At 69.3% G+C, this 16309-nt stretch carries 17 protein-coding genes, 1 tRNA gene and 2 pseudogenes; 5 read left to right on the plus strand and 15 right to left on the minus strand.

Annotation, left to right across the window (positions count from 1 at the left end):
• Positions 1-94: 94 nt before the first annotated feature.
• Positions 95-1006: pseudogene (locus AC2W7C_RS03365) on the plus strand (glycoside hydrolase family 3 protein); the annotation flags it as partial.
• The gene (locus AC2W7C_RS03370) at positions 912-2387 is read left to right on the plus strand and encodes a putative glycoside hydrolase (protein ID WP_486000173.1); all 1476 of its coding nucleotides are present in this window, start codon (positions 912-914) and stop codon (positions 2385-2387) included. The pseudogene AC2W7C_RS03365 and the gene AC2W7C_RS03370, both read left to right, overlap by 95 nt.
• A 66-nt stretch (positions 2388-2453) precedes the next feature.
• On the opposite strand, the gene AC2W7C_RS03375 is transcribed toward AC2W7C_RS03370, so the two are convergent.
• Positions 2454-3848 (minus strand): aldehyde dehydrogenase family protein, encoded by a 1395-nt coding sequence (locus AC2W7C_RS03375; protein ID WP_486000174.1) that lies wholly within the window; start codon positions 3846-3848, stop codon positions 2454-2456.
• Between the two features lie 70 nt (positions 3849-3918).
• On the minus strand, positions 3919-4692 hold the full coding sequence (locus AC2W7C_RS03380; protein WP_486000175.1) for an SDR family oxidoreductase: 774 nt from the start codon (positions 4690-4692) through the stop codon (positions 3919-3921).
• Positions 4693-4821: 129 nt separating this feature from the next.
• Between AC2W7C_RS03380 and AC2W7C_RS03385 the strand changes: the two genes are divergently transcribed.
• Complete coding sequence (locus tag AC2W7C_RS03385; RefSeq protein WP_486000176.1) at positions 4822-5742, plus strand: LysR family transcriptional regulator; 921 nt, start codon at positions 4822-4824, stop codon at positions 5740-5742.
• Positions 5743-5757: 15 nt separating this feature from the next.
• Here AC2W7C_RS03385 and AC2W7C_RS03390 read toward each other — a convergent pair whose 3' ends face one another.
• The 4 genes and pseudogenes from AC2W7C_RS03390 to AC2W7C_RS03405 form a co-directional block, all read right to left on the minus strand.
• Entirely contained in the window at positions 5758-5955 is a 198-nt protein-coding gene (locus AC2W7C_RS03390) for a hypothetical protein (RefSeq protein WP_486000177.1), read from the minus strand.
• Between the two features lie 6 nt (positions 5956-5961).
• Positions 5962-7064 (minus strand): annotated as a pseudogene (gene hppD / locus AC2W7C_RS03395) (4-hydroxyphenylpyruvate dioxygenase).
• 282 nt (positions 7065-7346) lie between these two features.
• Complete coding sequence (locus tag AC2W7C_RS03400; RefSeq protein WP_486000178.1) at positions 7347-9299, minus strand: M1 family metallopeptidase; 1953 nt, start codon at positions 9297-9299, stop codon at positions 7347-7349.
• A gap of 91 nt (positions 9300-9390) precedes the next feature.
• Entirely contained in the window at positions 9391-10647 is a 1257-nt protein-coding gene (locus AC2W7C_RS03405) for a multidrug effflux MFS transporter (protein ID WP_486000179.1), read from the minus strand.
• Between the two features lie 126 nt (positions 10648-10773).
• Between AC2W7C_RS03405 and AC2W7C_RS03410 the strand changes: the two genes are divergently transcribed.
• Positions 10774-11253, plus strand: a complete 480-nt coding sequence (locus AC2W7C_RS03410; RefSeq protein ID WP_486000180.1) for an anthrone oxygenase family protein — start codon at positions 10774-10776, stop codon at positions 11251-11253.
• Between the two features lie 101 nt (positions 11254-11354).
• Positions 11355-11606: a hypothetical protein gene (locus AC2W7C_RS03415; RefSeq protein WP_486000181.1), complete on the plus strand. Its 252-nt coding sequence runs from the start codon at positions 11355-11357 to the stop codon at positions 11604-11606.
• A gap of 45 nt (positions 11607-11651) precedes the next feature.
• On the opposite strand, the gene AC2W7C_RS03420 is transcribed toward AC2W7C_RS03415, so the two are convergent.
• From AC2W7C_RS03420 to AC2W7C_RS03460, 9 genes are all read right to left on the minus strand, one after another.
• Positions 11652-11736 (minus strand) — tRNA-Leu (locus AC2W7C_RS03420).
• 144 nt (positions 11737-11880) lie between these two features.
• A complete protein-coding gene (locus AC2W7C_RS03425) occupies positions 11881-12393 on the minus strand; it encodes a hypothetical protein (RefSeq protein ID WP_486000182.1) in 513 nt (170 codons plus the stop codon).
• 279 nt (positions 12394-12672) lie between these two features.
• Positions 12673-13188, minus strand: coding sequence for a CcdC protein domain-containing protein (locus AC2W7C_RS03430; RefSeq protein WP_486000183.1), 516 nt, complete (start codon positions 13186-13188; stop codon positions 12673-12675).
• Between the two features lie 95 nt (positions 13189-13283).
• Positions 13284-14291, minus strand: coding sequence for a fumarylacetoacetate hydrolase family protein (locus AC2W7C_RS03435; protein ID WP_486000184.1), 1008 nt, complete (start codon positions 14289-14291; stop codon positions 13284-13286).
• A 42-nt stretch (positions 14292-14333) separates the two neighbouring features.
• Positions 14334-14489: a hypothetical protein gene (locus AC2W7C_RS03440; protein WP_486000185.1), complete on the minus strand. Its 156-nt coding sequence runs from the start codon at positions 14487-14489 to the stop codon at positions 14334-14336.
• Entirely contained in the window at positions 14486-15082 is a 597-nt protein-coding gene (locus AC2W7C_RS03445) for a hypothetical protein (protein ID WP_486000186.1), read from the minus strand. Before AC2W7C_RS03445 ends, AC2W7C_RS03440 begins: the two co-directional genes overlap by 4 nt.
• 96 nt (positions 15083-15178) lie before the next feature.
• Positions 15179-15445 carry a hypothetical protein gene (locus AC2W7C_RS03450; protein WP_486000187.1) on the minus strand — a complete coding sequence of 89 codons (267 nt, stop codon included), beginning with the start codon at positions 15443-15445 and terminating at the stop codon, positions 15179-15181.
• The gene (locus AC2W7C_RS03455) at positions 15436-15903 is read right to left on the minus strand and encodes a methyltransferase family protein (RefSeq protein WP_486000188.1); all 468 of its coding nucleotides are present in this window, start codon (positions 15901-15903) and stop codon (positions 15436-15438) included. Before AC2W7C_RS03455 ends, AC2W7C_RS03450 begins: the two co-directional genes overlap by 10 nt.
• Positions 15900-16309, minus strand: a 410-nt coding sequence (locus AC2W7C_RS03460; RefSeq protein ID WP_486000189.1) for an isoaspartyl peptidase/L-asparaginase, incomplete at its 5' end; no start/stop codon positions are given. The genes AC2W7C_RS03460 and AC2W7C_RS03455, both read right to left, overlap by 4 nt.

The following is a 16309-nucleotide window of genomic DNA, read 5'->3' on the forward strand; positions in this document are numbered from 1 at the left end:
CGACGGCGAATCCCTCGGCCTGGCCCGCCGCCGCCAGCCCGGCCGCGATCACCGACGCCGCGGACCGAGGCCCTGACGACGCCTGATGGCGCGCATGACGATCGAGGAGAAGGTCGGCCAGCTGATCCAGGCCGACATCGGCTCCATCGCCCCGACCGACTTGGCGACCTATCCGATCGGGTCGATCCTGGCGGGCGGCAACTCGGCGCCGGGCGGGAACGAGCGGGCTCCGCTGCGGGACTGGGCCGCGCTCTCGCAAGCCTTCCGCGAAGCGGCGGCGGCGCGACCCGGCGCGGCCATTCCCTTGATGTTCGGGATCGACGCCGTCCACGGGCACAACAACATCGTCGGCGCCACGCTGTTTCCGCACAACATCGGCCTGGGCGCCGCACGCGATCCCGGCCTGATCGAGCGGATCGGCGCGGCGACCGCGCAGGAAGTGGTCGCCTCCGGCGCGGACTGGACGTTCGGGCCGACGCTGGCCGTTCCCCGGAACGATCGGTGGGGGCGGGCCTATGAAGGCTATGGCGAGAATCCCGAGATCGTCGCCAGTTACGCCGGTCCGATGACGCGCGGGCTCCAGGGGGCGCTGGTCGCCGGTCGGCCCCTGGCGCGGGACCGCATCGCAGGATCGGCCAAGCATTTCCTCGCCGACGGCGGGACGGCCGACGGCGTCGATCAGGGCGATGCGGTGATCCCTGAGTCCGAACTGGTCGGCATCCACGCCCAGGGCTACGTCCCGGCCATCGACGCCGGGGTCCTGACGGTGATGGCGTCCTTCTCGAGCTGGAACGGCGTCAAGATCACCGGCAACCGGTCGCTGCTGACCGACGTCCTGAAGGACCGGATGGGCTTCCAGGGCTTCGTGGTCGGCGACTGGAACGCCCATGGCCAGATCCCGGGTTGCAGCAATGAAAGCTGTCCCCAGGCCATCAACGCGGGCCTGGACATGTTCATGGCCCCCGACAGCTGGCGCGGCCTCTATCTCAACACCCTGGCCCAGGCGCGCTCGGGCGAGATCCCGGCGGCGCGGCTGGACGACGCCGTGCGGCGCATCCTGCGGGTCAAGTACAAGCTCGGGGTCTTCGACCGCGATCGCTCGCTGGAAGGGCGCACCGACCTCTTCGGCTCGGAGGCGCATCGCGCCCTGGCGCGGGAGGCGGTGCGCAAGTCGCTGGTCCTGCTCAAGAACGAAGGCGTGCTGCCCATCCGTCCGGCGCGCGGTCCTGGTCGCCGGCGAGGCGGCCGATGCCATCGGTCAGGCGGCGGGCGGGTGGACGGTGACCTGGCAGGGGACGGGGACGACCAACGCCGACTTCCCCGGCGGCGTCTCCATCTGGGCGGGCCTGGAGGCGGCGGTGAAGGCCAGCGGCGGCACGGCCGAGCTCAGCGCGGACGGCGCCTGGGAGACCCGGCCGGACGTCGCCATCGTCGTCTTCGGCGAGACGCCCTATGCGGAGTTCCAGGGCGACATCGAAACCCTGGACTTCGGCCCCGAGGAGTCGCTCGAGCTGCTGCGCCGATACAAGGCGGCCGGCATTCCAACGGTTTCGGTCTTCCTCAGCGGCCGGCCTCTGTGGACCAATCCCGAGATCAACGCGTCCGACGCCTTCGTGGCCGCCTGGCTGCCGGGAACGGAAGGCGCGGGGGTCGCCGACGTGCTGGTCGCGGGTCCCGACGGCCGCGCGGCCTTCGACTTCACCGGCCGTCTGTCGTTCTCATGGCCCCGGGACGCGGGACAGGACGTGCTGAACGTCGGCGAGCCCGGCTACGCTCCCCAGTTCCCGTACGGATATGGCCTCAGCTATGCGGCTCCGGCCCCTGTGGGCGTGCTGTCCGAGGATCCTGGCGTATCCGCTGTCCGCGGCAACGCCGACACCTACTTCACCGACGGCCGTGTCCAGTCGCCCTGGTCCCTGATGTTGCGCGACGAGGGCGGCGACAGCCGGGTCGGCGGCGTCCTCTCGGCTTCCAGCCCGCGCGGGACGCTGTCCGTGCGGCCCACCGACGGGGCGGCGCAGGAGAGCGCGTTCGCCCTGACCTACACCGGACCGGCCGAAGCCCTCATCACCGGGCCTGCGGTCGATCTTTCCCGACAGCGGAACGGCGACATGGTCCTCGCCTTCTCGATCCGCCCCGACGGGCCGTTGTCCGGTCCGCTCGAACTCGGCTTCGGCCGTCAATGGGTCGATATCGCGCCCTTGCTGGCGGACGCCCGTCCAGGCGTCTGGATGAGCCTTCGGGTGCCGTTGTCGTGTTTCAGCCCGGACCTGTCCGGGGTGACGGCGATCGAGACGCCGTTCGCGCTGAGGTCCGGCTCCGCGCAGAAGCTCGCCGTCGCGGACATCGGCCTGACGAGCCGCACGGCCGAAGCCCGATGCCCATGAGGCGCGGAGAACGCAAGGGACGTCGATGAGCGCGAGGCCTCGCCCGCCCGCGGAGCGTTCGGCAACCTATCCGGAGGCCGGTCTGGCCGAGAAGACGCTCAGGTTCTTTTCGATGTCCTTTCCCGCGTAGGGCGGGAAGACATCCAGTTCCAGATCCGGGTTGCCGATCAGCATCGCCTTGGTGTTGGACAGCGCGTCGAACCCGGCCTTGCCATAATATTTGCCCATGCCGCTGGCGCCGACGCCGCCGAAGGGCAGGCTGTCGATCCAGCAGTGCAGGTTGGTCTGGTTGACGCAGCCGCCGCCGAAGGACAGCGATCCCAGGACTCGGTCGATCGTCGTCTGGTCCTTGCTGAAGACATAGGCCGCCAGCGGCTTGGGCTTGCGCTTGATGATGCCAAGCGTCGTCTCCAGGTCGCGGTAGGCCAGGATCGGCAGCACCGGGCCGAAGACTTCCTGTTGCAGGGCGGGGTCGCTCCAGTCCGAGGGGTAGAGCAGGGTCGGCTCGACGTAACGCGCCTTCACATCGAAGCGGCCGCCGTGGACGACCTTTTCCGGCAGGATGTAGGAGGCCACCCGCTCGGCGTCGTGCTCAGTGATCATGCGGGCGAAGTCCGGACTCAGGGCCGGGTCTTCCCCGTACATCCTGACGATCGAGGCCTTGAGCTTGGCGACGAACAGGTCGGCGACGCTCTCGTCCACGCAGACGTAGCCGGGCGCGATGCACCACTGGCCCGAGATGGCGTTGTGCCCCCAGACGATACGGTCGGCGGCGATGTCCAGGTTCGCGGTTCTATCGACGATCGCTGGGTTCTGGCCGCCCAGCTCGAGCAGGATCGGCGTCAGATGCTCGGCGGCGGCGCGCATCACCACCTTGCCGACGGCCGAGGAGCCGGTGAAAAAGATGAAGTCGAACGGCAGCTCCAGCAGGGTGCCGATCTCCTCGCGCCCGCCGGTTACGATCGCGACGTTCTCGGACGCGAAATAGCGCGGAATCAGGTTCTGGAAGAGGGCGGCGGTCGCCGGAGTGGTGTTGGCCGGCTTCAGGATCACCGGGTTGCCGGCCGCGAGGGCGGCGATGGCCGGGTCAAGCAGCAGCAGGATTGGAGCGTTGAAAGGTCCGATCACCAGGGTGACGCCATAGGGCTCCTTGTAGATGACGCCCCGGTTGCCCGTGGCCTCCAGGCCGGGCGGTATCTCCACCGGCTGCGGCGTCATCAGCTCGCGCAGATTGCGGCGATAGTAGTCGATCACGCCGAGCGGGACGGTGATCTCGAACAGCTGTTCGAAGGGCGGTTTGCTGAAGTCCTGGCGAAGGGCGTCGCAGAACGCCTGCTGGTTGTCGACCAGCAGGCGTTCCATGCGATCCAGCTGGTCGATCCGCCAATCGTAGCCCTTGGTGGCGTCGCTGAGGAAGTGCGCCTTCTGTGCGTCAAAGAGCGGCTGATAACCGTTCGTCACGACCCGTTTCCTTTTGCTTGCCAAGGGATGGCGCGGCCAGCCCGGTTGGGGGGCGACCGCGCCGAAGGCGCTACTTGGTCGTGTAGCCGCCGTTCACGAGGATGGTCTGGCCCGTCATCCACCAGCCGTCCGAAACCAGGAAACGAATCCAGGGGACGATGTCTTCGATGTCCGTGAGCCCCGTCTTGGAGGACGGGGATAGAGCCGCGGCGCTCTTGTGATAGGCCACGGCGTCGGCGCCTTCGGCCGGGTAGAAGAAGGGCGTGTCCATCGGTCCCGGGCCGATGGCGGTGACCGAGATTCCCCGCTCGCCCAGTTCCTTGGATGCGGCGCGGGTGTAGTGCTCGACTGGGGCCTTGGTCCCCGCATAGGCGGCGTAGAAGGGGGTGTAGGCGCCCAGCAGCGAGGTCACCAAGGTGCAGATTTTGCCGTTGTCGCTCACGGCCTTGCCCGCTTCCTTGAGGAAGAAGAAGGCGGACTTGGAGTTCACCGCGCTCATCTGGTCGAACTCGGCTTCGCCGATCTCGACCATCGGTTTTTTTAGCACCTTCCCGACGGTGTTCACCGCGATGTCGATCGAACCCATCGCGGCACGGGCGTCGGCGAATAGTTTTTCCATCGCGGCGGCGGTGGTCAGATCCGCCTGAAAAGCGAAGCCTTCCGCGCCGGCCGCCCGAACCGCGGCCAGGGTCGCTTCCGCGTCTGCCTGGGCCGGGGCGCTGTTGTAATGGATCGCGACGGCCCGGGCGCCCTGCTCCGCCAGGTCTCGAGCGAGCAGCCCGCCCAGGTTCTTGGCGCCGCCGGCGATGAGGACGGTCTTACCCTTGATGCTGTGGTCGGTCATGGCGTTGGCCCTTCTGGCGCGGCCGCACCGCGCGACCGCCTGTCCGGAGAGAATGCCGTTCGGGCTTTCTTGATAAAGCTTCTAGTTCTGACATGACTTGTCAGGATCGACGTCTAATCAGGACCGCCCGTGGACCGCATCGACCTGTTCCGCATCTTCGCACGCGTGGTCGAGTGCCGGAGTTTCACCCGCGCCGCCGACGGCTTGGGCCTGCCACGCTCGTCGGTGTCCGCGGCGGTGATCGAACTGGAGAGCCGGGTTGGTGCGCGACTGCTGCACCGGACGACGCGGAAGGTGGCTCCGACGCAGGACGGCGTGGCCTTCTACGACCGGTGCCTGTCGGTGATCGCCGATGTCGAGGACACCGAGAGCCTGTTCCGGCGCGAGGGCGGAGGGCCGTCAGGCCGGCTGAGAGTCGACGTACCCGGCCGGATCGGCCGGCTGATTATCGCGCCCGCCCTGCCTCGCTTCCTGTCGCGATATCCGGAGATCGACATCGATCTGGGCGTGACCGACCGGGCGGTGAACCTGATCGAGGACAGCATCGACTGCGTGCTACGGGTCGGGCCGCTGTCCGATTCCGGCATGATCGCCCGGCACTTCGGCGACCTGGCGCTGATCAACGTGGCCAGCCCCGACTACCTGGCCCGCCACGGCGTTCCGGAAACGCCCGCGGACCTGCCCTCGCACCACGCGGTTCACTACGCCTCGCCCTCGACGGGGCGGAGCGAGACCTGGGACTGGTTGACGGAAGACGGCGTGCGGTCCCTTCCTATGCGAGGCCGGGTCACGGTCAACAGCGCCGAAGCCTATATTTCGTGCTGCCTGGCGGGCCTGGGCCTGATCCAAATCCCCGCCTACGACGTCCAGGCGCATTTGGACGCGGGCGAACTTGTCGAGGTGATGCCCGACCATCGCGCCGAGCGCATGCCGGTGACGTTGCTCTACCCTCACCGGCAGCACCTGTCCCGCCGGGTCCAGGTGTTCGCCGAATGGCTGGAGGAAGTGCTGAAGGAGAGGGTGCTCGAAGCGGGACGCCGAAACGTCTGACTCAGCGAGCCGCCGTCACCCCTTCCTGTGCCATCGCCACTTCCAGAGGCGGTAGCCGATGATCGGGGCGAAGCCGCAGACGAGGGCGGCGGCCAGCACCGTCCAGAAGCCCCCGCCAAGCCAGAACTCGCCGGCCAGGGCCCCGACGCCGGCCGCCAGAAGCGGACCGAGCCAGGGAAGCCACGCCGGCGGGCCGAAGCGGAACCCACTCATGCGGGATCAGGCATCCACCTTGATGACGCCGCGCCGGATCTGATCCAGCTCGATGGAATCGAAGAGGGCCTGGAAATTGCCCTCGCCGAACGCCTGGTTGCCCTTGCGCTGGATGATCTCGAAGAAGATCGGGCCGAAGGTGTCCTGGGTGAAGATCTGCAGCAGCAGGCCGTCCTGGTCCGAGCCGTCGATCAGGATGCGGTTCTTGCGCATCCGCTCCACGTCCTCGCCGTGGCCCGGCAGGCGTTTGTCGATCAGTTCGAAATAGGTCTCGATGGTGTCCTGGAAGGGGATGCCGCGGCGCTTCATCTCCTCGACCGTCTCGAAGATGTCGTCGGTGGCGAGCGCGATGTGCTGGATGCCCTCGCCGTTGTAGCGGCGCAGGAACTCCTCGATCTGCGAGTTCTCGTCCTGGCTTTCGTTCAGCGGAATGCGGATGGCGCGGTCCGGCGCGATCATGGCCTGGGAGAACAGGCCCGTCGCCTTGCCCTTGATGTCGAAATACTTCTGCTCTTCGAAGTTGAAGACGTCGCCGTAGAAGCCCGACCAAGTGCGCATCTGGCCGCGGCGCACGTTGTGGGTCAGGTGGTCGAGCATGAACAGGCCGACCGAGTTCTTGCGTTCGGCCTCCTCCCAGCCCTCGATCTCGTCCCAGCCGTCGTAGAGCGAGCCCTGCTCGCCGTACTGGTCGATGATGTAGAGCAGCGAGCCGCCGATACCCTGCAGGATATAGGGATAACCGCCGCCCAGGGCGCCGCCGTCGTGGCCCTGAGCCGCGCGGGCGCCGCGCGAGACCGCGCCCTCGAAGGCGCCTTGGCGTCGGCGACGCGGAAGGCCATGCCGTTGGCCGAGGGGCCGTGCTCGGTCGCGAACTCGCCCGCCTGACCCTTGGGCGAGCGGTTGACCAGAAGCGTGATGTCGCCCTGCTTCAGGCGGACGACGTCATTGGTCGGGTTCACATGGGTGGCGGTGAAACCCATCAGTTCCAGACGGGCGACCATGGCGGCCGGATCCGGGCCGGTGAACTCCACGAACTCGAAGCCGTCGACGCCGAGCGGATTCTCCTGGTCGAGGCGGGCGGCGGCCTCGGATTGGGGGGCGTCGTGCATGGGTCGTCTCCTGAAGGAAGCGTTCGGCGTTGGCTCGCCGATGTCGCGCGGAACCTAGTGTTCGGAAGGCGCGAAGCCAAGGCAGGGGTGGTCACATGGCGGCGAGGGAGATTTGACTTCATCTCGCGTCATCCCCGGGCTTGTCCCGGGGACCCATGGACGCGAGCGGCCGAAGGGCGGAGCGCGGATGGTTGAAGTCAGAGATCATGGATGGCCGGGACGAGCCCGGCCATGACGATGAAGAAGATTGAGTGGACTGAAGGCACCCTGCTCCGTGCCCCCCTACCGCGGCCTCCCCACCACGGCGTCGACTGAGTTGAAGGTCACCGGGTGATACCCCGGGCGGGCCTGGGCGTAGATGCGGGTGGCGATCGGGCGGCCCCAGTCCCCCTCGGCCCACAGGCTGGTGAACAGGGGCAGGACGAATTTGCGCCGGCCCTGGGTGGTCAGAAAATGCTCCAGGGTGGGGACGGCGGGCTGGTAGCGGTGCTGGATGGCGATCTGCAGCCAGCCGAACAGGACCTCGGCGTTGCCTTCCTCGCGCAGGTTCAGGGTCGCCTCCAGGTCGGCCAGTTGGGCCGGGGTCAGCCAGTCCTCGCCCGCGGCCAGGCCGGCCGGGCGGTAGGCCATGAAGCGCTGGCGCTCCTGGGTCGACCAGCCGGCCCATGGGATGGCCGAGGCCGCGCCGCCCGCGTCGAAGGCCGCCGCGGCGGCGTCCACGGGGACGAAGGCGTCCGACACCGGCGGGACCCAGTTGGACGGCATCCCCGGCTGATAGATCCAGTCGTCCATCATCAGCTGGCGCTCCAGGGTCTGGTCGCCGCGGATCAGGTGGGCGCGGATGTCCTCCAGGAACAGTTCGGTGGTCATCGGCCGGAAGGCGTTGCGGTCGAAATAGCCCTTCAGCCAGGCGTCGAAGCGCTCGCGGCCCACGATGCGTTCAATGGTGCGCAGGAAGGCGGCGCCCTTTTCATAGGCGACGTCGGTCAGGCCCTCGTCGGGATCGCGGCCGTCCAGGTTCAGCTTCAGCCGGGTGTCGGCGGGCGGCAGGTCGGCCAGGGTCGTCTGCAGGTCGCCCCAGCCCAGGGACTGAAGCATCAGGGCGCGGTCGCGGCCGTACAGCCGCTCCATGATCCGGTTCTCGAAATAGACGGTGAAGCCCTCGTTGAGCCAGAAGTCGGCCCAGGTGGCGTTGGTCACCAGGTTGCCGGACCACGAGTGCGCCAGCTCGTGCGCGACCAGGCTGACCAGGGACTGGTCCCCAGCGATGATGGTCGGGGTGGCGAAGGTCAGGCGCGGGTTCTCCATGCCGCCGAACGGGAAGGACGGCGGCAGGACCAGCAGGTCGTAGCGGCCCCAGCGGTAGGGGCCGTACAGCTGCTCGGCCACGTCGACCATCTCGGCGGTCGGAGTCAGCTCGTCGTGGGCGGCGTGCAGGCGAGAGGGTTCGGTCCAGACGCCCGTGCGCTCGTCGATCGCCTCGAAGGCCACGTCGCCGACGCCCAGCGCGATCAGATAAGGCGGGACCGGATTGGTCATCCGGAAGGCCCAGGTGCGCACGCCGGGGCCGTGCTGCGCGCCCTCCGGCGTCAGCATTTCGGCGCTCATGACCACCTTCAGGTCTTCCGGAGCCGTGATGCGGGCCGACCAGGTCTGGCGGATGCCCGGGCTGTCCTGGGTGGGCACCCAGGTGCGGGTCAGGATCGCCTGACCCTGGCTGAATAGGTAGGGCTTCCGGCCGCCGGCGGTCTGGGCCGGGGTGAGCCACTGAAGCGCGGCCGCGTCCGGGCGGGTGGCGTAGCGCACGACGACGCGGCGCGTCTCGCCGTCGGTCGCCAGCGGGGCGGCGAAACGCACCGTCAGAGGCTGGCCGATGAACGGGCGCTCGCCGCCCAGTTCGAACCGCAGCGGCTGACCGGTCCCGTCGGTGACCGCGCGAATGTCCAGGTTCCGAGCGTCCAGAACGATCTCGCTCGCCCCGGCCGCGCCGTCGATGTCCAGCGCCGCCGTGCCCGACAGGATCTTGCTTTCGAAGTCCACCGCCAGATCCAGATCGACGTGGCGCACCCGCGCCGTCTCGGGCCGCGCATAGGAATGGGCGTCGACGACGTACTGGATCGGGGCGCGCGCGCCGGCGACCGGCGGCATGTCGGAGCCAGAACCGGGCATGGCGGCGCATCCTCCGATGGCGAAGGCGAGAGCGAGGGCGGAGACGAGGCCGGTCGTGCGGATCATCGGGGTCCTTCCTGGGGCCTGTCGCCGTTCGGGCTGTTCGAGGCCTGATGGTTTCCTATCGGCGGGACAACGCCCCGCCGGACCGAAAAGATCAAGAGGCCGACGGCGCCGGAGCCAGGTGTTTGGCCTTGAACAGGCGGCCGCGCTCGGCGACCAGGACGAAGCCCAGGGCGATCAGGCCGCAGACCGCGATGCCGGCCGCCATGGGGGTGGCGCTGCCGGCGAACTGCTGGCCGATGAAGAAGCCGATGAAGGCGCCCAGGGTCGTGGAGATGAAGCCCTGGACCGAGGAGGCCGTGCCGGCGATGTGGCCCATCGGCTCCATGGCCATGGAGCCGAAATTGCCGGCGATGAAGCCGAAACAGAACATGGTCAGGGCCTGCAGCAGGCCGAAGGTCCAGATGGTCTCCAGGCCCAGGGCCGAGACGGCGGTATGGGCCGCCGCGACGCCGGTGAAGCCGATCAGGGCGGAGTGGGAGAGCATCCGGCTGCCCAGCCGCTCGACGAGGCTGGCGTTCAGCAGGCTGGCGACAGCGATGCCGCCGGCGATCAGGGCGAAGACCAGAGGGAAGACGTCGGCCGCGTCGAAGACGTCGGCGAAGATCTGCTGCGACGAGTTCAGGAAGCCGAACAGGGCGCCGGTGATCGCCGTCATCGCCAGGGTGTAGCCCAGCGCCTGACGGTTGGTCAGGGCTTCGCGGAAGGCGCCGGCGATGCGGGCGGGCTGGATGGGCAGGCGGTCTTCGGCATGCAGGGTCTCGGGCAGGCGAAGCGCCGCCCACAGCATGACCGAGGCGCCGGCCAGCGCCAGGACGCCGAAGATCCAGGGCCAGGGCGCGACGTGCAGGATCGCGGCTCCGAGGCTGGGGGCGATGATCGGCACGCCCAGGAAGACCAGGAAGCTCAGCGACATGACCCGCGCCATGGTTCGGCCGCTGTAGCGGTCGCGCACGATGGAGACGGCCAGGACGCGCAAGGAGGCCGCCCCGACGCCGGTGCCGATCCGGGCCAGGATCAGCATGTCGAACGTATGGGCGAAGGCGGCCAAGGCGCTGAACAGGACATAGAGGCCGACCCCGATCATCAGGATCGGCTTGCGGCCGAAGCGGTCCGCCAGCGGGCCGTAGACGATCTGGGCGGCGCCGAAGCCGAGCAGGTAGGCGGTGACGATCCATTGCCGGTCGTTCTCGCGCACGACGCCCAAGGCGTCGCCGATCATCGGCAGGGCCGGCAGCATGGCGTCGATGGCGAGCGCGTTGAGCGCCATCAGGAAGGCGATCAGGCAGACGAACTCGGGGAACCCCGGGCCCTTGGCGGCGGGGACGGCGACGGGCGGGGAGGAGGTCATTGGGGCCAGATGCGGGCTGGAGCGGCGCGACGCAACCGCACAGCGGCGAAAAAGCCCGGCTTTCTTTCCGGTTCACGGCGGGCGTGGAGGAGCGCACACTCCGCCGGTCGCCTGGGAGACGCAGTCATGATCGCCAAGGCCGTTCCGATCGCCGTGTTCCTGGCTGTGCTGGGCGCGGCGCTGAACGCGGGCGTCTTCTACGCCTTCTCGTCCTTCATCATGGCCGGCCTGGGCCGGGTGACGACCAGCGAGGGCGTCAATGCGATGAACGCCATCAATGTGACGGTGATCACGCCCAGCTTCATGATCGTGTTCATGGGCACGACCCTGCTGTGCGTCGCGCTGGCGATCTGGTCGCTGACGTCGCTGGGCGATCCGCGCGCCTGGCTGGTGCTGGCGGCGAGCGTGATCTTCGTGATCGGCTGCTTCGGCGTGACCATGGTCTTCAACGTGCCCTTGAACGACCGGCTGGCCGCCGTCTCGGGCGGCGAAGCCGAGGGCCTATGGCGGACGTATCTGGTCGACTGGACGCGCTGGAACACGGTGCGGACCGTCGCGCCCCTGATCTCGCTGGCGCTGTTCGTGCTGGCGCTCTGGAAGCGATAGCGGCCCGTTCCCGTAGACTACGCGCTTCGCGCCCCGGTAGTTCGACGAGGTTGATGCCTCCGGGCTGAGCCGTTCCATTCCGGACAAGCCGGAGGACGTGCGTGCTCGAATTCGATTCGATGGATTTCGTGGTGTTCGTGGAGGCCGTCGCGAGCATCGCGCTTCTGGCCGGCTTTGCGTTGATCCGGACGTTCCGCCGATGGATCGTGCTGGATTACGGCGTCTTCGGGCTGGCGATCCTGGGCGGGCTTTTCGCGCTCACGCAGAGCGACGCCTTGGACCTGACCTGGGCGCTGATCCCGCTGACGGCCCTGATCAGCGCGGCCGCGCCGGTCTGGTGTGGACGTTCATGAGGGCGCGCCCGCCCCAGTGAGGTCCGTCGCCTTCGTCTGGAGAGATGGTGCGGGCGGTCGGGCTCGAACCGACACTCCTTTCGGAACCGGATTTTGAGTCCGGCGCGTCTACCAGTTTCACCACGCCCGCATGCGAGGGGACCTATACCGGCCTTGGCGCGACATCAACCCGCGTCGAAGATCGCCCGGAAGTCGTCCAGCGGAGATCCGCTGAGGCCGCGCCGGGCGGCCGTCACAGTCAGGCGAGGACCGTCTGAGGCGCCGATCGCGAAACTCAGGACGCCGGCGGCACGAACCGCGACACGATGCGGACCAGCCGGCCGCGGACGTCCTCGCCGTCCGGCCGCGGACCGAGCACCGCCCGGCGGGCTCCGGCGAGGGCGCTGGCGCCGAAGCCGTAACCGGCGGGAGTTTCGGACTCCAGGCGGCAGTCCGTCATCTCCATGGCCTGCCCGACGATACAGGAGACCACGACGCGGGCGCCGCCGATGCCAAGCGCGTCGGGATTGTTCGGGTACTCGGCGGCGGGCATGGATCGCCAGACCGTGTCGCCGTCGATGGGCGAACGCGGAATGAGATCGCGAGGCTCGTCCGCCGGCAAGCCGCACGCGGTGAGCACCGCATTCACCGAGGCCGCCGAGGCCGGCGTCGTCAGGCGATATCGGCGCGCCCGGTCCGTGTCGGTCTCCTTGTCGATCCGGAGGTCCAGTTCGCCGCCCGCGCGCAGCTGGCGGGCCAGGCGGGCCGGTTCGTCCGCACCCAGGACGGGCCGGCCGGCCAGCGCCACCCAGACCTGGTCTTCGGCGACGATTCGCGCCAGCCGAGACGCGCACGTCGCGGGTGGCTCCCAGCGAGACGGGAACGCCGGTCAGCAGCAGATCCAAGGCGCCGGCCCTGCAGCGCAGCGCCACGACGTTCTCGCCGAAATCCACCGTCGCCAACGTCAGCTGCTGCTCGGCGTCGACGGTCAGGTCCCAGTCTTCCGCCGCGGCGGTCGCCGGCTCCTGGGCGATGGCGGGGAAGGCGATGGCGGCGCAGAGCACGCCCAAGGCCAGGACTGGCCGTCTCATGCCTCGATTTCCACATGGGCGTCCGCGCCGCCAGCCTGAATCTTTCGGGCGCGGATCCACATCTCGATCCGCTGGGCCGCCACCACGCCAACAGCGAACAGCATGAAGGCCTCGATGATCGCGTAGGGGCTGATATGCCAATCAGCGGCGTGTTGCTCCAGCCAAGGGCGTAGCGCTTGGCGGGCGACGAGCAGGCCGACGATCAAGAGCAGGCCGGCCGGCGAGGCCTGGGCCTTCAGGGTCCCGTCCGGCTCCTTGTGGATCACCACCGTCTTGCCCCGCCACCAGCCGGCCGCGGCGCCGAGCGCCAGTCCGAGGGCCAGGATCAGCAGGGAGGCCGGATCGGCCGGTGCGCCCTGGCTGGTGCGCGACATGCCCCACAGGCCGAAGCCGATCAGGGCCACGACGACGAGCGGCAGGACCCACATCCATTCGGGCCGCAGGGTTCGCGGACGGCGGTTGCGCAGCAGGACGAGCGGCAACACCACCGCCACGACGATCAACGGAATCAACTGTTCGGTCGACACGAGCTTCCCCCGAACCGGCTGTCCCCGGCAGCCGGCTCAAACGGAAGCTTAGCCCTTTCGCGGCCGACGTAAAGCGCCGGTCAGACTGGGCCGACCGTCTGCTCGATGGCGCCGAAGATGGTGTGGTGCTTGTCGTCCAGCATCTCGATGCGGACGGTGTCGCCGTGCTTGAGGAAGGGCGTCTCGGGCTTCCCACGGAGAATGGTCTCGACCGTGCGAACCTCGGCGATGCAGGAGTAGCCCAGGCCGCCCTCGGCGACCGGCTTGCCGGGCCCGCCGTCGGCGTCGCGGTTCGAGACGGTGCCCGAACCGATGACCGTGCCGGCGCACAGCGAGCGGGTCCTGGCCAGGTGGGCGATCAGGGTCCCGAAGTCGAAGGTCATGTCGACGCCGGCGTCGGCCATGCCGAAGTCGGCGCCGTTCAGCTGCACCGACAGGGCGCCGTGCAGCTTGCCGTCCTTCCAGCGGTCGCCCAGCGTCTCGGGCGAGACCAGGACCGGCGACAGGGCCGAGGCGGGCTTGGACTGGACGAAGCCGAAGCCCTTGGCCAGTTCGGCCGGGATCAGGTTGCGCAGGGATACGTCGTTGACCAGGCCGACCAGACGGATGTGCGACAGGGCCTCTTCGCGGCTGACGCCCTGGGGCACGTCGCCGACGACCACCACCACCTCGGCCTCCAGGTCGCAGCCCCAGCTCTCGTCGGCCAGGGGGATCGGGTCGCGCGGGGCCAGGAAGCCGTCCGACCCGCCCTGGTACATCAGCGGATCGGTCCAGAAGCTGTCGGGCATCTCGGCGGCGCGGGCCTGACGCACCAGGGCGACGTGGTTCACATAGGCCGAGCCGTCGGCCCACTGGTAGGCGCGGGGCAAGGGCGAGGCGGCGTCGCGCTCGTGGAACCGGCCGCGCGGCACGCCGCCGTGCTCGAGGCTTTCGGCGAGGGCGCGCAGATCGGGCTCGACCCGCTCCCAGTCGTCCAGGGCCGCCTGGAGCGTGGGGGCGATCAGGAAGGCGTCGGTGAACCAGGCGAGATCGTTGGAGACGACGACGAGGCGGCCGTCGCGGCCGTGCTTGAGCGAGGCGAGTTTCATGTCTGAGGCCTAGACCGTTTCAGCGGTCGGGGGAACCCGGGATCAGCCGCGGCTGAGGTTCGGGCCGTCGCCGCCCGAGCCGGAGAGCTCGGCCAGCGCCCCGCGCAGTTCGCTCAGGCGGGCGCCCTCGCGCCGCCAGTGCTCGTTGAAGGCGGCCACGGCCAGGCGCAGGGCGTCGGTCTGTTCGCGGGCGGTCATGTCCCGGGGCGGGCGATGAGGGTCATGACCGTGGTCGTGGCCGGGCTTTCCGGGCTGCGGAGCGGACTGGGAGACGTTGATGACGATGTTGGCCGCCGAGGCGGCTGCGGCCGGCGTGTCCTCGTGGCCGTGATCATCCGGGGAGTCGTGATCGCCGCGACCAGGGTCCCTGTGAGCGTGATCGTCGTGGCCGGAGGCGCCGTGAGGCCTGGACGGTTCGGGCCGGCGGCCGCGACAGCGCCGCGCAGGGCGGCGACGCAGCCGGTCAAGCCGTCCTTGCCGCCCGCGAGCGACAGGGTCCTGCCCAGCCGGCGCTCCAAGATATCGAGCAGCGCCTGGGCCCTGCCGCGCAGGGCGTTGTCGTCGGCCTTCATGGCGTCCTTGGCCGCCTTGTCGATCGCCTTCCAGATCGCGGCGGTGGCGTCGCCTTCGCGCGCCCGCGAGCGACCGCCCAAAAACCAGCCCAACAGCAGGGCGGCCAGGAGCAGCAGCAGAAGCGCGGCCCACAGGACCGGATCGGCCCCCAGCAGGATGGGCGCGTCCAGGGGCGCGTTGGCCGGGTCGGCGTTGGCGAAGTCGGCGCCGTAGGACATGGGCTTCCCGCTGGTCAGGCCGCCGGGCGCGGCCCGGGCATTCTGCCGCGACGGCTCAGCTTGGCAACGGGAAAGGTTAACGTGGGCCCGGAGAGGTCAGTCCGGCGCGGTGATCAGGGCCTTGGCCTCGGCCCCCTGGCGGGCGCCGACGGCGCGGACCTCGACCTCGACGGCGATGGCGCCCTCCGGTTCGTGGGCCCAGAGGTAGCGGCGCTCGATCTCGATCTCGCGGCCCGAGGGGGCGAAGCCGGTGAAGCTGTCGCCCCAGGGAGTGATGGCCTTCATCTCGGGCCAGGGCAGGGCGCAGGCGGCGTCCAACTCCTCGATAGCGACCGTGGAGAGTTCGTCCTCGTTCACAGCCATCGGCGGACCTTTGCGCGGTAGGCGTCCCATTCGGCGCCGAAGCGGGCGGCCAGGTAGCGCTCCTCGCGGACGACCGCGAGGCGGTCGACCAGAACCATCGACGGAACGAGGAGGGCGAGGGCGATGAGGCTGTCCATGACCAGGCAGATCCCGACATAGATCAGGGCGAAGCCAATGTAGATCGGGTTGCGGCTGAAGCGGTACAGGCCGTTGGTGGCGAGCGCGGTGGTCGGCTTCCAGGGTTCGGGCCGGGTGCCCAGGCGGCGGAAATGGGCGGTGGCGGCGCCGTCGACGACGATGCCGCCGGCGATCAGGGCGAAGGCGAGGTAGCGGCGCACGTCCCAGCCGACGCCCAGGCCCGGATCGGCGACGATCCGGCTCAGGCCCCAGCCGATCAGCAGCGAGATCGCCAGGATCAGCGGCGGCGGGATGATGCCGGGAAGGTCCGGGCGGCTCATGGCCGCAGGTTCTCGTCGGCGTAGATGGCCACCGCGGCTGGCGACGCGCTGGAGACCGCGCCGCGGTACATGCCGGAGGTGTTCATGGCGAAGGCCGCTTCGCCTCTGGACGACATGACGATGACGCCGCCGTCGCCGCGGATCGAGCCGACGTCGGCGATCTCGGCGTCGGCCGCGGCCTGGACGGTCGCGCCTTCCCGCGTGCGATGACAGATGTCGCGGGCCACAGTGGCGCGGATGAAATACTCGCCCGAACCGGTCGCCGAGACCGCGCAGCCGTCGGCGTTGGAGGCGTAGGTGCCGGCGCCGATGACGGGCACGTCGCCGACCCGACCCCAGCGCTTGGCGGTCATGCCCCCGGTGGAGGTGCCGGCCGCGAGACGGCCCTGGCTGTCCAGGGCGACGG

It is taken from the genome of Brevundimonas sp. CURTG3B2_SDJG, assembly GCF_057364705.1.

Excerpts from the sequence above, each read along its gene's own strand:
- AC2W7C_RS03370 (WP_486000173.1), top strand. The coding sequence starts at position 912 with ATGAAAGCTGTCCCCAGGCCATCAACGCGGGCCTGGACATGTTCATGG.
- AC2W7C_RS03380 (WP_486000175.1), bottom strand. The coding sequence starts at position 4,692 with ATGACCGACCACAGCATCAAGGGTAAGACCGTCCTCATCGCCGGCGGC.
- AC2W7C_RS03390 (WP_486000177.1), bottom strand. The coding sequence starts at position 5,955 with ATGAGTGGGTTCCGCTTCGGCCCGCCGGCGTGGCTTCCCTGGCTCGGT.
- AC2W7C_RS03400 (WP_486000178.1), bottom strand. The coding sequence starts at position 9,299 with ATGATCCGCACGACCGGCCTCGTCTCCGCCCTCGCTCTCGCCTTCGCC.
- AC2W7C_RS03405 (WP_486000179.1), bottom strand. The coding sequence starts at position 10,647 with ATGACCTCCTCCCCGCCCGTCGCCGTCCCCGCCGCCAAGGGCCCGGGG.
- AC2W7C_RS03410 (WP_486000180.1), top strand. The coding sequence starts at position 10,774 with ATGATCGCCAAGGCCGTTCCGATCGCCGTGTTCCTGGCTGTGCTGGGC.
- AC2W7C_RS03435 (WP_486000184.1), bottom strand. The coding sequence starts at position 14,291 with ATGAAACTCGCCTCGCTCAAGCACGGCCGCGACGGCCGCCTCGTCGTC.
- AC2W7C_RS03440 (WP_486000185.1), bottom strand. The coding sequence starts at position 14,489 with ATGACCGCCCGCGAACAGACCGACGCCCTGCGCCTGGCCGTGGCCGCC.
- AC2W7C_RS03445 (WP_486000186.1), bottom strand. The coding sequence starts at position 15,082 with ATGTCCTACGGCGCCGACTTCGCCAACGCCGACCCGGCCAACGCGCCC.
- AC2W7C_RS03450 (WP_486000187.1), bottom strand. The coding sequence starts at position 15,445 with ATGGCTGTGAACGAGGACGAACTCTCCACGGTCGCTATCGAGGAGTTG.
- AC2W7C_RS03455 (WP_486000188.1), bottom strand. The coding sequence starts at position 15,903 with ATGAGCCGCCCGGACCTTCCCGGCATCATCCCGCCGCCGCTGATCCTG.